The sequence below is a fragment of the Citrobacter sp. S-77 genome, assembly GCF_963864895.1.
GTDB lineage: Bacteria > Pseudomonadota > Gammaproteobacteria > Enterobacterales > Enterobacteriaceae > Citrobacter > Citrobacter murliniae.
Genome location: NZ_CAWLWU010000002.1, coordinates 361,286 through 375,863 on the forward strand (window position 1 = coordinate 361,286; position 14,578 = coordinate 375,863).

The following is a 14,578-nucleotide window of genomic DNA, read 5'->3' on the forward strand; positions in this document are numbered from 1 at the left end:
TCAATTTTGTGCAGTAATTATTAACCAGAGACATAATCACATTAAGAACGAAAAGGGATGTAATTAGTCGAATTAGAAAAAGAGGTGTTAAAAGAAATAGTATTATACTTTATGAGTGAAGTTGTTGCAAAAGGGCATTGATAAAGATTGAAACATGATTTATTTAATTTTACTGGATCGACTTAGTACTGCTTATTTGTCCATATTGTCTAAGGTTTCTATTTTCAGGCTTTGAAAATCTGTTTACGGTGCCAGCCGACATACTGTTCAGCAGGCCACTGCGTTTTGTCATAAGGGAGGAATAACTGCTGGCCGTCCCGGTGCCAGAAAAGATGGTCTACCACCGGACTACGACTGACGCCACCGGAGATGTGGATGGTCATACTCTCATCCAGCCCGAACGCGCCCATATCAAACGCATCGTGATGCAACGTACAGAGCGCCAGGCCATTGTTTACCACGCACGGGCCACCGTACGCTTTCCAGTGAATATGCGCCGCTTCAATACCAACCAGCGCGCCATCAAGTCTGAGATCGTAACCACAGAACGCGCACCGTGAGTGGTAAGCGCGAAGAACGATCCCCCTGAAGCGTGGATCGCGGCTCTTTGAACGATCGATAAAATCGAAGCCCAGTTGGTTGGCCAGGATCCGCTGAATACTTTCCGGGAAGCGATCGGTGAGGATCTTCTGGGCCAACTGGTCGATCATCTCAGGGTGTGCCAGCAATTGTTGGTAAGCCGCCTCATCGAAGCCGCCCGCCACCTGGTTATCAATCAGTTCTTTCTTTGTCGGCTGAGTATTGCCCCTGCGCGGTTTGCAGCCTTCCGCGTGAGCGATCTCCCAGAAGCCGTCTGTTCGCAGCCGCCAGAACGGCATATTGGGATAGTCGGTGCGTCGCTTGGGACCAAATTCTTTCAGCAGACGAGTAAGCGGTTCGTGGATCTCCAGACCGTAGTTAAACAGGCGTGGATGGCCTGCTTTGTACTGCGACAGTACATACAACAGCAGCAGCGGTTTATGCGGCGCGCATACGTCACCCTGACGCCAGACAGAGACGTTGGAGATGGCGGATTGCAGCATTTCTGGAGAGATCATAAGAATGAACCGGGTAACAGGCTGATGTTATTGCGATCATGCTCGCAAAATGCCGATGACTCAAGCCCCGTTCATCACACCGTCAGTACGAAATCTTCAGGGAATGCGTGTTTTACTGACGATCATCTTCCCGACTTGTTCGCCAGCGCTGCGGATATCGCCGACCGCGCTGCCCATCACCCCGGCGATGGCCGCGCCGATCCTGACGCCCGCCCACGTCAGCGCCCCCAGCCAGAATGCGGGTAACACCAGGAACATCACGCCCATAATGATATTCACAATCAGATCGTCGGAGGTGTTTTGCAGGCCCCAGAGATTGAAGTACGAGTGGGTGTCGCTGTCGTACATCATCTGCATCAGCCTGTTATCCAGCCAGCGGGCCAGTTCCCACCAGAAGGTGAGAAAGAACAGGGCGAACTGCACAAAGCTCAGCGTGATGACTGTTTTAAGATCCCATGCAGAGAACAGCAGGATCACCGGAATACAAATCACCAGCGCCATTTCGAGGAATGCCTGCACCATTGGCAACGCCTGACGGACATTATCAAACGCCGGAAAAAGAGCGTAGCTGGAAAGCCCCGCGCCGATGATACCGCCGACGCGGCTGAGCAACTGCGTCTGGCTGAGATTATCCCCCGCACTCCCGCCAAACCCGTTGTACACCAGCCCGCCCTGCGACACCTGCATACTGCGCGGGCTCACCAGCGAGCGCAGTACCGCTTCTTCGTACTCGTCTTTCGACTGCTCCAGTTTTTGCAGTTGCTGCCAGAGCGTGGTATCGACCTGCTTCAGTAGCCGATTTTTCAGCCCCGCATCACCATCGGACCACCACTCTTTACACGCTGGATAGCCACCACCACCCGTGTCGCTCAGGCCATCATCGCGGCTGGCGTCATAAGGCCAGGCGGCGCGGGGCGAGCGAGAATGATCGTGGTCGTAATAGCCCGGCGTGGCGAGGTAAAAAAACGATCCCACCCAGTCCACTTCCCGGCTCTGTTCCTCGCTGATATCGCTGCCGAGTCGCTTGAGACGTACCCGCGACGGTCCATAGCAGTCGTTAACGAAATCCTGTAGCTCCTGCGCCAGCGCCGGATCGGCGATCCGGGTGTGCTGCACTTCAAAGCGCAACTGGCGCAAATCCGGCTTGCAGGGCAATACGGCGACGGCGGCGCTGAACAGGTCGGCAAATTCGGGCTGGCGTTCCAGTGGCATCAGCTTTGCCCAGACCTGTTCCGCTGCGCTGCGTAGCGCCAGCAGGCGATCAATAACCTTTCGGGTCAGGCCGCCGTATAGCGCGTTAGGGATGCAGGGCAGCAGCCAGTCTACGGTCTGCAACATCCGGCTGATTTGCGACTGGCTGACGGGATAGCCGTCGCGGGTGAGTTGTTCCGCCAGCGCCAGCTGCGTCGGGCATTCAATGCCTGCCTCGTGGTAAAGATTGCGCAGGTGCAGGACCCCTTCCGCCCGTTCGATAAACATCAATCCGTTATGCAGGTCGCTTTCGGCCAGATGGCCGATCAGGCACTGTACTTCGCCCTGCTGAGGTGACAGCGTTTCCGGCCACGGTCTGAACGGCCAGCAGACGCGGTGGTAACGCTCATCCTGCGTCTCCTGCCACAGTTCATTGAGGATGGCGAGGCGCGTATTCCCGCCGCTGGCGAGCATATATTTTTCATCACCGGGGCGACGGGTCAACACCGGCGGGTTATCCAGCCCGCGGGCAAGAATTGACGCTTTCAGTACGTCATAGCCGGGGTTGCGGGTGACGCGGGGATTGAGGGAGAACGGCTGGATTTGCTCCAGATTGACCTGGACCATCTCCTGTTCTCCGGTAGTGCTGGCACCGTGAAGCCAGCGGTTGAGCAGGTGTGAAGCGCACATAATCTTCCTCCGGCACTCAGACATCGCGGGTAAGTCGGATGCGCTGGTGGATCCAGGCATCCACCTCGCTTTCCAGCCAGGCTACGTGGCGGCCATTGAGTCGGATGGACGGCGGAAACTGTTGCAGCTGGATTTGCCGGTAAATCCACGATTTACCGAAGCCGATTTTGTCTTCCACCTGGCGTAAGCGTAAAAATCTGTCGCTATTCATAACCATTCCTCCTGTGTCCAGAGTCGTTCACATCAGCACGATGGGCGTGGTTATCAAAGCAGCAGCGTCCCTGCCAGGCAGTAAAAATCCTTATCTGGGTTAGTGAGAGTTGTTAGTTGAAAGGGTTAGTTGATCGCGTTACGGCGGTGCGCCGCGCTGGAGTGCGGTTTTCAACGTCTCGGGGCTCAGCGGCAGGTGCATACCTTCCTCGCGCGCCCAGCATTCGAAAATGTTCAGCAGTTTGTAGGGATGCTCCAGCATTTCATCGTCTAATTGCGGGTTGTGCTTGCAGGCCAGCCACAGCAAACGGGAAAGCGCGGAGCTTATCCGCTCCTTTGATTCCGGCTGATGACGGGTCAGGAAGGCTTCAAGATGAGTGCGGTGGATGACGAACAGTGCGTCAGGAGGCAGCGTGTCTTGCAAGTAGCAGACGGACAGACTGAGCCGGGATTTAAGGTCATTGCGACCATTGCCATACAGCTGGCCAATCAGCAGATGCAACTCTTCCTGGAGGTTGTTTTGCGTGGCGAGCAGTTCAAGCAAAAGCTCCCGCAACGATTTGCGGCAACAGAGCTGGTAGTAGCTGTCGTTCTCATCGCAGACCACAATGCCAATCTGGTTGCAGCAATGGGTATCATTGGGGCAGGGACGGTTGAGTGTTTTCGCCAGTTGCTGGTGGAGCAGCAGGCGCTCAAGGCCAAGCAAGGGGAGATTCCAGAGGTGGTTGGAAGTCAGTTGTAGCGTGGGGTCGCGCCTGCATGGCGGCGAGTTCGCCATGATTTTTCGGTTGCCGGGTTTGTTGCATTGCGAGGGTGGGAAGGGGTTTTCACCGGTGCGGCAGGCGAAATTGCAGGGCGGTTTGAGCGGTCTCAGAAGTACGGGCGAAGGGAAGTAGACTGAGAGTGGCAAATCGCCATGCAGGGCATGACGGATCAAATCGGCGGGCAGCAACGTGATGTTGTGCTGCCGGATGACTTCTGCGGCCTCGTCCAGCGTCAGCCACTCCTGGCGGATTTTGTGTGGGGGCATGGGGGACTCCTATTAGCTACACATTATCAGTACTATTTAAAAAAGCCAACTAAAGCGAGGTATGGTGGGTTCTTTTAACTGTTTGTTTTGTATGTGATTTATTGGTATTTTTTTTAGGGAGATAACTGTTTTATCTAGGAAATCAATGATTACGAATAGGCATAAATATGGTATGATAGCTATTAGTATAATATCAATGGATAAAGGCTTCTGTTATGAATTTTGAAGAGCTTATAAATGATATTGAAAGACTCTTAATTGGTAAAGAGTTGCAGTCTATAAATCCTAACACTCCCCCATTATTCCTTTTAAAAATAGACAGGGATATTGGTAAGTATTACGTGTCTGCTTCTTTAAATGCTAAACCTACGGCAAGGTCAATTTCTGAATTTGAATATATATTTAATGACTTACTACGTAAAGGGTTTTGTAATGTAGATCAGTCATTATATGGTAGCTCTTCAAGCCGTAATCATCCGGAAACAATATTTGCAAACTTGCCTTATATTCAATTCTTTAAATTCAAGAAAAAGAAACATATTTTATTACGTAATAAAAATGTGCACGAAGCAGGTCAACTTTCTGAATTACAAGGGGCTGAGTCTCGAGCTATAAGGAAGCAAATAGAAAATTATTTAGGGCTAAATTTAAGTGAAATTGCAGAACAGCAGTTAAAATCATTAGAAAAAATGTTCGATGCGTATGATGCTATTTTAAAAAAATATCCAGGGGATATTCCTGTTATAATGGCTGAGCAAGGTTTGCTGGGATTAAAAAACATTAGCGAAGTTCTGATTAATTCTTATGTTTCTTTAGATTTTGACAGTACTGGCGATAAAATAAATAAGTTAAATAAATTTAAACAGGTAGAGTTATTTAAAGAAGATTTATCTTTAGAGGATTTAATTGAATCCCCTGAGATAAGTGGAGTTGACTCAGGTGATAAGAATATTGAGGAACAATTGGAATCAGAATTAGCACCTGAGCAAAAACGGACAGGCATTGCAAAAATGCTTATGACTACACCAGTCTTAACATTAATTTTTGATCGTGTAAGGTATGATGAAATTGAGTTACAGCCTGATTTCCAGAGAAAAGACCGAATCTGGCCCGAAGATAAAAAATCAAAACTTATAGAGTCAATATTAATGAAGCTTCCATTGCCCGGGTTTTATTTCGGTGAAAAGCCCAACGGTAACTGGGTAGTTATTGACGGTCTGCAAAGAACAACTACTATTTGTGATTTTATGAGCGGTCGTTTCCCATTAAAAGGGCTTTCTATTTTAGAACATTTGAATGGAAAAACTTTTAAAGACCTTACGCGAACTGAACAACGGGATATTAGAGAGTATCAGATTACTGCTTATCAAATAGAATTGAATGATGATAGTTCAGAATTGGTTGTTGAACTATTCCATAGAATAAATACTTATGGTGTGAAGTTAAGTAGTCAAGAAATAAGATCTGCACTTAATAAAGGCAATAGCGTAACTTTTTTACGTTATTTAGCGTCGTTGGAGATTTTTAAAAAAGCAACCCAATACAAAGTAAAACCGGACAGACAAAAAGATATGGAGCTCTGTTTGTCCGCTCTTGCTTTTATGGTGCTTGGTTATAACAACTATAGCCAACATTCATATGATAAATTCCTATGCAGTGCAATGCAGAAGTTAAATAAATATCCATTAGATATTATTCATGAAGAAGAGATTGATGCTGGAACCGCGCTTATTTCTCCTTCAAGTGAAGCTTTTCTAACCTTGTATTCAAAATATTGTCAGGCTTTAGTCTTAGCAAATGAAGTTTTTGGTGAAATAGCTTTTTCAAAAGATCCAGAAAATAAGAAATCACCAATTAATAAACAACTCTTTGAGTTAATCGTTACTGTTTTCTCTGTTTTTGACTCACATCAAAAGGAGATGATGTTAGCTAAGGGTGATAAATTTATTGATAGCTTATACCTAGCTATTGAGGAGAATAGCAGTCGATACGCTAAGTGGGAGTCTGATGTATATGAAAGGGACGATAGAGGATTTAGAGACTCAATATCAACTTCTACAGGTAAAAGAATATCTGTTGTATATCGATTTGATGCTTTTTTAAGTATCCTTGAAAAAAGTACAGGAATAACTATTGATAGTAAATTATTACAGGGGGAATAATGAAAAAAATTACGTCTTTAACGTTAAAAAACTTCAAAGCCTATAAAGAACAGAGTTTTGATTTTAGTAATTTAACTGTATTTTGCGGTAATAATTCTGTTGGTAAAAGTACTGCTATTCAAGCTATCGGTATGTTTCTTCAATCAGATATGAATGGTAGCGGTAATCTAAAAATAAATGGCGATTTAGTTCATGTCGGAGACTTCGACGATATTCATAATTTCAGTATGCGCGAGGATGATGTTTTATATTTAAAATATACATTTGAAGACGATACGGTTTCCTGGGGATATGGTATAGAAGAGGGGGATGCTAGAGAAGAGCTTTCTAAGAAAAATGAATTACCTTTCATTGGGGGTGATAATCAATTAAGAAATATAACAAACTCACTTAAAGATAACTCTTCATTCCAATATTTGGAAGCTGAGAGATTTGGTCCAAGAGATAACATTCCATTATCACAGCACAATTATCATGAAGGTTGGCTTGGGAAAAATGGTGAGCATACAATTGAAGTTCTTGAGAGTTTGGTTTCAAGGAAGCGTTTGAATTTTTCCGCTCAAGAGGATCCTCGGAAACATGAAGGAGTTATTAGTAATAATGTTTTCAATCATATTGAAGCATGGATGTCTGAGATTTCACCTGGCCATCGTATCTCACCTAGAATTGAGGCTAGGGCGAATGTTGCATTTAATGTCATAATCCCTTCACCTGGACAACTAACGAAACCTATTAACATAGGATTTGGATTTAGTTATGCTCTCAGTATTGTCACTGCTTTAATGCTGGCATCAAAAAATGAGTTAGTTATTATTGAAAATCCTGAGGCTCATCTACATCCAAGAGGTCAAAGCTATTTAGGACGACTTATTTCTTTATCAGCAAAAGCAGGAGTCCAGGTTATTATTGAGACTCATAGTGATCATCTTCTTAATGGCATAAGAGTAATTGCACGCACAGACCCAACTTTTGATGCTTCTCTTTTTACTCTTTACTATATTTCACGAGAAAATGATGAAACATCTGTCGCCAAAATAAACATTAATAATGAAGGGAAACTTTCAGAATGGCCAAGGGGGTTCTTTGACCAACAGTCACAGGATATGTATACGATAATGACAGGCTCTTTTGACCTTCCCAATATTTAATATTGTAGGGACATATCATATGAAAGTTGGTGTCTTTTTTATTCCTGAATGTTTTGATTTTAACACGGATATTGAATCTTTAAGTTCAGACCTTGATCTGGCTTCAGAATTAATAGTAAATGCTCGTTCTGAATTTATTCACTTTATGAAGTCTAGGGAGTTCGACTCGAAGATTGCAGGATTATTATATTCTCCATCGTCCGATAATGCTGGAATGATGTCAAGATTTTACGATCAGCATCTATCAAAAGTGATAAAAACAGAGATTAATGACGATGATGTTATTGATATTATAAATAGCGAGAAACCTGAGTATTCTAACCGTTGGTTATCAATTTTCAATACGGGAAAAAAAGATTTCAATATCAAATATATTAATAGATTGATTGATTCAGAAATTAAGCTGAATGATTATTGTACTGATATATTATTGAATTACCCAAGAAATGACGAACAATATTGTGAGGATATACAGCAGGTTTATAGAAATTTGATTTTCTTACATTATCCAGAGGCTAAAGAGTTCAAGACATTTAATAGTCTCAAGAGAATGACCGGTGGTTATGATAATTTCTTGAAGGCAATAACCAATTTTTTAAGTTATATGAATAAATTCGAATTCAAAACAAAAAATATGATGGATACATTGAAAATGATGGAAAGTGATTTGGGATCTCCAGTAACTCCGGAAGGAGGGGGGAAGAAAAACCGATCTTTGAAAAGAGATTTTTTAATTCATGGAAAGCTATATACAAATGTAAACTGCGAATTCCATTTGAAATTAGAAAATGTTGATGATGCTAAGGGAAACAGAAAACACCATAAGAATAGAATTTATTTTGGATTTATTATGATAAGTGATAAAAACAGAGTGGCAATAGCTCATATTGGGGAACACATTTGAAATCATTTTAAACCTACTGATAGTATATATATCAGTAGGTTCATGTTAATTTGATGTTCTTAGCTATATAACACAATCTTCCATAAAAGAATCTAGAAATAAATCATTTATTCCTTTAGGCTTTCTTCGGTCGCATAGAGAGTATAATTCTTCAACTGAAGAGTAAGGGAAGAATTTAGCTTTTAATTCAATGAATTGAGGCATGTTTGCAAATTCAATCACCTTTGCTCGATATTCATCAGGAGCAACGATAGTCCAACGGATATCTTGTAATCTCGGTGCATGATCATAGAATTGTTTCATGCGAGTCAGACCACTTTTTATACCAGTACTGTGTTCAATCTCCATTACTGCTGGCATCATGCGGCCTTCCCTAAACCAAATGCAGTCTATAAGACGAGCATCTTTAATCGCATCATTATACGATTGGAGTACTTGCTCATCAGATAATGAACTTATTACACCGTCCATTTGCGCTATAGCTTTACCATTATATTGTAAGCTACGATCATTGGCTGCTACCCAAGTATCTAAACCTAAACAATAACCTATTTTTACTAAAGCAATTTGTATCTGAGCATGACGTCTTTTTTCTTCAATAGTCATGCCTTTAGTCGGCTTAATTGTCTCAATATCAACGCTTTGGTGAACAACATCGAAGCTCATTTCAGAGACGACAATATTAGTCTGGTGCTCAATTAACAAACCATTAGTATGTGGCATATCTGGCAGAAAAATCAGATGCTTATGTCCTGGTTTTATAGACTTTTGTGCATTCATGATTTCCAGTCTGGCTGGCCTACACCAATAGAACTCTGGAGTATGTGCGAGCAAGCTCTCCAATACCGAGCGGGTGTTGTAACTGGCACCGAAAACCCTTTCAACGTTGACAGGTCTGTTTTCTTCGAGCGCATTTGCAAGTCGCCAAAGCATTTGAGTCGAAATACTCTCTGTTTTGGCTGTTGCTTGAGTTTGACCTTTCTTAGGATCAAATCTCTTTATTTCGATAGGACCTTCGGGATGTTGGATACGTACAATCTCAATCTTCCCGCTATTCCTATCGTTTATATAGTTAAACAGCGTATTTTTGGGTAAGCTCGAAATCGCCTGAACCAGATTCGATGCTGTTATCCTCATTACTGTATCCTAAATGTTGCAAAATTGATTGGGCAATACCGAATGCGGCGATATAGGGAACGCCGTTACCGACTGTTTTAAACATATTCGACAAAGTCATATCCCCTGGTAGCTCAAAATCTTTCGGCAAAGACTGGATTGCCAACGCTTCAGCGACCGTAATACGACGAGGTTTGTATGGGTGAAGATGAACTTCATTATTACCATATGCTGCTGTCGGAGAGTATCTCCAGCGATGAAGCCTTTTATATGATTTTTTACTATCATCGCCTTCTTCTACTGACTGGAATCTTGCTAAACCAGCTCGGGCTGTAAATACATGTTTAGCGTTTGGATGATTGCTAACATCGTTTTTCTCGAACCAGTATTCTATAGTAAGTTCTTCTGGAATACCTTGTGGGCATTCAATACTTGAGTCTTCTTCGTATGCGTTTGTTGTTGGCCAAGGGAACTGGAAAGCTTCCTTATTGGGGTATATTTGGCCGCTCCATTCGAAGTTTTTGGCTAAAGACTTATCAAGAAAACCAACTAAAATAATCCTTTCTCGATCTTGAGGCGCACCGTATTCAATTGAATTAATCAATCTTTCATGCAGGATATATCCTACAGAAGCTAGTTCACTCTTAATTTGTTCGAAAAACTCTCTATGCTTCAGAGTTCGGTATAAGCCTTTTACGTTTTCAAAAAGGAAGAAATCAGGCATCATTTCAATTATCAGGTCAATGTAACTTTGTGATAATTTGCCATTTTCACCATCTTTGCCTTTGTTTTTGCCAGCAACAGAAAAGTCAGGGCATGGTGGTCCACCAATGAAGCCAACGAGTCGATTTTCACCTTTAAGCGTTTTCATGCTATGCTTAATCACCGAATGCTCAATAGTTTCAATGCTTTCTGGGGCATAACCAAAGCGCGGTGGTTGTTTGCCAAGTTTTTTTCTTGAGTGTTTATACGCGTCCATGAATGGAGGATGGAATTCATTGACGAAAACCACCTCATACCCGGCATTTTCGAAGCCTAGGTCAAGAAAACCTGATCCTGAAAAGAATGAAAATATAGCGGGTTTCATTGTGGACATTTTATACCTATCAAGTTAGCTTAAATTTTACTAAATATCTCGCTGTACGATCCTACTATTCTACATGATAACTTATTAATTATCAATTTACTTTTTAATATCTTAGCAAATAAGACCTAACACTACTTCAGATTAGATAGTATTCATTGCTATAAAGTTAGGTGTTAATATATTGATTAATAATATAAGCTACTATTATAGATTTGGAAACCGAAGGAGGTTATATGCCTGATATGAGGTTATTTAAATCAAAAAACACCAAGCTTGAGTTAAGAATCAGGAGGCCGTTGTTTGCCAGAGGGTTTCGTTATCGATTGCATAATAGTGGTTTGCCTGGTAGGCCAGATATGTATTTCCCTAAATACAATGCAGTCATTTTTATCCATGGCTGTTTTTGGCATGGGCATGATAACGGCTGCCCTATATCTCACATTCCTAAAAATAATGAATCGTACTGGCAAAATAAAATCAATAAAAATCAAGAAAGAGATGTCAGAAATCAATATGTTCTTGCATCTAAAAAAATCCGCGTTCTGATTATATGGGAGTGTGCAATAAAACTTAAAAGTATTGATTTTGTCGATTTTACTGATTACATCGATGAATGGCTTAGAGGTGGGGCAAATTCAACACAGATGAGCGCAAAGGAACCAATGCCGACTTTTGAGTTTCCGAAATGAATTATTATGACAAGACACCTTGAGTGAGAATATCTAAAATCATTATTTATTAAATATATATAAAATAAAGTCATTGCCAAAAAAATTATTACAACACAAGGCCCACAAAAATTCTCTTTCCATGCGTTATTTTATTAGCTATTAATGTTCGGTTAAATTATTAACCATCAATAGGTATCCCTATGCTTCAATCTCTGAACCACTTAACGCTTGCCGTCAGTAATTTGCAAAGCAGCCTGACCTTCTGGCGCGATTTGCTGGGGTTGAAGCTACATGCTGAGTGGGATACTGGCGCTTACCTTACCTGTGGCGATCTTTGGATTTGCCTTTCTTACGACGTATCACGTAATTACGTGGCACCGCAGGAAAGTGACTATACCCACTATGCATTCAACATCGCGTCAGAGGATTTTGAGCCGTTCTCGTATAAGCTGAAACAGGCGGGAGTGACGATCTGGAAAGATAATAAAAGCGAAGGGCAATCTTTCTATTTTCTTGACCCGGATGGCCACAAACTGGAGCTACATGTGTGAGATTTATCATCTCGACTGGCGCAATGCCGTAAGAAGCCTTACTCTGGAATGCGTTTCAGTCCTGGAAAATAATCACGCAACTTTGTGATCTCCCACGCAGTATTCAGTTTTTTGTCCCATTCTGGGGGCAAATCCCCAATTTAAAACCTCGCAAACCATTAATTTTCAATAAATTAAAAGAAAAGGCGAGTCCGGCCTTCGCACTCACCCCCGAAACACCTCCTTCCTGTGCCACTCCAAAAAACCTTCTTTTGGGTAGTTTTCGCGCACCATCGGTAGTGCTATCGGCTTAGCGTCGAAATCCCAGAACAGTCTGCCCACCATGCCGCTGCCATTCACTGCGGGTGACACCTGAACCCGCATACTTTCATCCAGCCCAATCGAACCTTTATCAAAGGCTTTATGATGAATTGCGCACAGCGCCAGGCCGTTTGAAATCTCGCACGGGCCGCCGTGCTGTTTCCATTTGATATGGGCGGCTTCAAGCGCAACTGAAGTGCTGTCGTGGCGCATATTGAAGCCACAAATGGCGCATTCATAGTTATAAGCACGCAGAACTTGCTGGCGGAACAACGGGTCCCGCTGTTTGCGGATTTGCAGGATATTAAATCGCAGTTCATCTGCGATCTCTTCCTGAATGCTTTCGGTGAAGTGTGCCTCAAGAATTTGTTGCGCCAGGGTGTTGATGAGGTTTTTGCTCTTTTTCAGCAGGGAAAAATGTTGTTCATCAAAGCCTCCGGCAACGTTGTGTGCCACCAATTCTCCGGCAGGGGGCTGTTTGTTGCTACCGGATGTTGAGCATTGCTCGGCATTTTGTAGCTCCCAGAATCCATCTCCCTGTAAGCGCCAGAAGGGCATATCCGGGCGGTACTGCGCGCGCTGTGGTCCAAATCGCTCCAGTAGGCTATGCAACGGGTCGCGAACTTCCGAACCGTAGTCAAACAGGCGGCCGTGGCCCTGCTGATAACCCGCCAGCACATGAAGCAGCAGCAGAGGCTTGTGCGGCGCACGCTGCTCGCCTTTACGCCAGATGGTGATGTCGGCAACTGCCTGTTGCAGGGTTTTACTGGAAATCATTGATTTCATTATCAGGTAAATAATTGCGATGATGCTCGCAAAATATCACCTGATCAAGAGGAGTGAGGCCGATACACTATCGACGTCACTTTATCGCTTGCCGTTATTTCAGAAAGCCTTTGGTTAAAGGAACCTGACCCATGAATGAACTCCCTGACACGCTGCCGCGCGAGTACATTATCAAGGCCATTCACGCCTATGACGCGGGCTTTTCGCACCATTTCAAATTACGAGCTGGAATTTCAGGGGCGTCGCTATCCATCAAAAACCATTGCCGGAATTGCAGCGACGCTTTTGACGGGCAAAGCGTTTACCCCTCAGGATTTCTCCGGCGGTATTAGTTCGAAATGCGTCAGATTATTGACTGAGCAAGGTTTTTATATTGTTCAGGATAAAAATCGTGCTGCGGCGGTGAGTGACACGATCTTCCCTGAAGAACTCGAGGCGCAAACTGAATATATAGAGGGGGCAGCGACTCAGGTGACCGTGAATCGCTATGAGCCCGACCGCAATGCCCGACAGGTGGCGCTTCGCCATCACGGCTGTCAGTGCAAAGTGTGTAGCATCGATATGTCAAAGGTCTACGGCAAGATTGCCGAAGGGTTTATCCATGTTCATCACCTGGTACCCTTATCGGCAATTAAAGAAAACTACCGCTTTGACCCCATCAATGACCTGATCCCCGAGTGTCCAAACTGTCATGCCATGCTGCACCGTCGCATGCCGCCGTATACCCCAGAAGAACTGAAAAATATGCTGTGCTAAAGGCTCAATAAAGGCGCCCGCAGGCGCTTTTACCAGCTCATCCCCTTTTAACGCTTCCCCGCAATCACTCCTATAAACCCCGCACTTGCTTTTTTTATGCACCGACAACTTTTCCACTGCGCGCATTCAGACGTTTCGGGTTTGAGTCCGCAGATGGTCAACACGATGCAACCTTCTATTATCCGCATCTTCGCATCGCCCTAATAAAAACACCTGTAAATTACTTCAGTGAAAAGGATAAAATCCAGGTGAAAATAAGATCTAATAAGAGTCATTAACTCGTTATTAAGAATAAGAGAAAACCCTTCCCATCCCAATAAATATGCGGATATACGGTATTGTTCATCCGATAACTCCATCTCCATTTGCCTGCCCAAGCAGAATCACGTTCCAGAAAACAACACCTGTCTGCATCAGGTATAAAATGAGATCTAAATCACTGAAGTAAATAGCAAACTATGAAACTACAGTGTTTTGTACACTTTGCTTTACACTTTTAGTGATGTGAATCACAATTATAATCCCGTGAAGTGATCCGACTCTCACAAAATGGGGTGTACTCATTCGCCAATACATTATGAGAACAGCCTGGAAAGTTAAGTTTTCAGTATTTCCCCTCTTCGACGACATCTGATGGCAAACTGCAAATCAAAAGGCAAAAAAAAACTTGTTGAATATGAATGGGTAAAAAAAATATATGTGATTTTCATCACTCATATTTACAGCTTTTTAAATTATTGCCAGTGATTAATGTTGACCTGACTATTTCCATAATCAATCAAATCTTGCATAGTGCCTCCACATTATTTCTCCCCCTGAATCAGGAGGCGAATAGTTATATTTCATCAGATTCTGTTGATGAGCCAGGTATGCTTTACT

Annotated in this window: 11 protein-coding genes and 2 pseudogenes; 6 read left to right on the top strand and 7 right to left on the bottom strand. The window is 43.4% G+C overall.

The genetic code is table 11. The features are described 5' to 3' along the window. Nucleotides 1–224 precede the first annotated feature (224 nt). The 4 genes from AACS05_RS02410 to AACS05_RS02425 form a co-directional block, all read right to left on the bottom strand. Nucleotides 225–1,097, bottom strand: a complete 873-nt coding sequence (locus AACS05_RS02410) for a phosphorothioated DNA-binding restriction endonuclease (RefSeq protein ID WP_045439294.1) — start codon at nt 1,095–1,097, stop codon at nt 225–227. 96 nt (nt 1,098–1,193) lie between these two features. Continuing rightward, complete coding sequence (locus AACS05_RS02415) at nt 1,194–2,978, bottom strand: ParB family protein (RefSeq protein WP_052369263.1); 1,785 nt, start codon at nt 2,976–2,978, stop codon at nt 1,194–1,196. A 16-nt stretch (nt 2,979–2,994) separates the two neighbouring features. Next, nucleotides 2,995–3,189, bottom strand: coding sequence for a helix-turn-helix transcriptional regulator (locus AACS05_RS02420; protein ID WP_045439297.1), 195 nt, complete (start codon nt 3,187–3,189; stop codon nt 2,995–2,997). 138 nt (nt 3,190–3,327) lie between these two features. Then, nucleotides 3,328–4,218, bottom strand: a complete 891-nt coding sequence (locus AACS05_RS02425) for a hypothetical protein (protein ID WP_071828887.1) — start codon at nt 4,216–4,218, stop codon at nt 3,328–3,330. Between the two features lie 215 nt (nt 4,219–4,433). Between AACS05_RS02425 and AACS05_RS02430 the strand changes: the two genes are divergently transcribed. The 3 genes from AACS05_RS02430 to AACS05_RS02440 are packed head-to-tail and all read left to right on the top strand — an operon-like array spanning nt 4,434 to nt 8,432. After that, nucleotides 4,434–6,380 (top strand): DUF262 domain-containing protein, encoded by a 1,947-nt coding sequence (locus tag AACS05_RS02430; RefSeq protein WP_045439303.1) that lies wholly within the window; start codon nt 4,434–4,436, stop codon nt 6,378–6,380. Continuing rightward, the gene (locus AACS05_RS02435) at nt 6,380–7,528 is read left to right on the top strand and encodes a DUF3696 domain-containing protein (protein WP_045439306.1); all 1,149 of its coding nucleotides are present in this window, start codon (nt 6,380–6,382) and stop codon (nt 7,526–7,528) included. The genes AACS05_RS02430 and AACS05_RS02435 overlap by 1 nt, the downstream gene beginning before the upstream one ends. Before the next feature lie 19 nt (nt 7,529–7,547). Beyond that, entirely contained in the window at nt 7,548–8,432 is an 885-nt protein-coding gene (locus AACS05_RS02440) for a hypothetical protein (protein ID WP_052369264.1), read from the top strand. Between the two features lie 63 nt (nt 8,433–8,495). Here the strand turns inward: AACS05_RS02440 and AACS05_RS02445 are convergent, their stop codons facing one another. Together AACS05_RS02445 and AACS05_RS02450 are read right to left on the bottom strand one after the other, a co-directional pair. Next, complete coding sequence (locus AACS05_RS02445; protein ID WP_024196156.1) at nt 8,496–9,569, bottom strand: hypothetical protein; 1,074 nt, start codon at nt 9,567–9,569, stop codon at nt 8,496–8,498. Continuing rightward, nucleotides 9,505–10,644 (bottom strand): DNA cytosine methyltransferase, encoded by a 1,140-nt coding sequence (locus tag AACS05_RS02450; RefSeq protein ID WP_045439309.1) that lies wholly within the window; start codon nt 10,642–10,644, stop codon nt 9,505–9,507. The genes AACS05_RS02445 and AACS05_RS02450 overlap by 65 nt, the downstream gene beginning before the upstream one ends. Before the next feature lie 224 nt (nt 10,645–10,868). Between AACS05_RS02450 and AACS05_RS02455 the strand changes: the two genes are divergently transcribed. Together AACS05_RS02455 and AACS05_RS02460 are read left to right on the top strand one after the other, a co-directional pair. Beyond that, entirely contained in the window at nt 10,869–11,324 is a 456-nt protein-coding gene (locus AACS05_RS02455; protein WP_045439313.1) for a very short patch repair endonuclease, read from the top strand. A 182-nt stretch (nt 11,325–11,506) separates the two neighbouring features. Then, nucleotides 11,507–11,854 (top strand): annotated as a pseudogene (locus AACS05_RS02460) (VOC family protein); the annotation flags it as partial. A 207-nt stretch (nt 11,855–12,061) separates the two neighbouring features. On the opposite strand, the gene AACS05_RS02465 reads toward AACS05_RS02460, so the two are convergent. Then, nucleotides 12,062–12,934, bottom strand: a complete 873-nt coding sequence (locus AACS05_RS02465) for a phosphorothioated DNA-binding restriction endonuclease (RefSeq protein ID WP_081918181.1) — start codon at nt 12,932–12,934, stop codon at nt 12,062–12,064. 140 nt (nt 12,935–13,074) lie between these two features. Between AACS05_RS02465 and AACS05_RS02470 the strand changes: the two are divergent. Further along, nucleotides 13,075–13,699 (top strand): annotated as a pseudogene (locus tag AACS05_RS02470) (HNH endonuclease). The last annotated feature ends 879 nt before the right edge of the window (nt 13,700–14,578 follow it).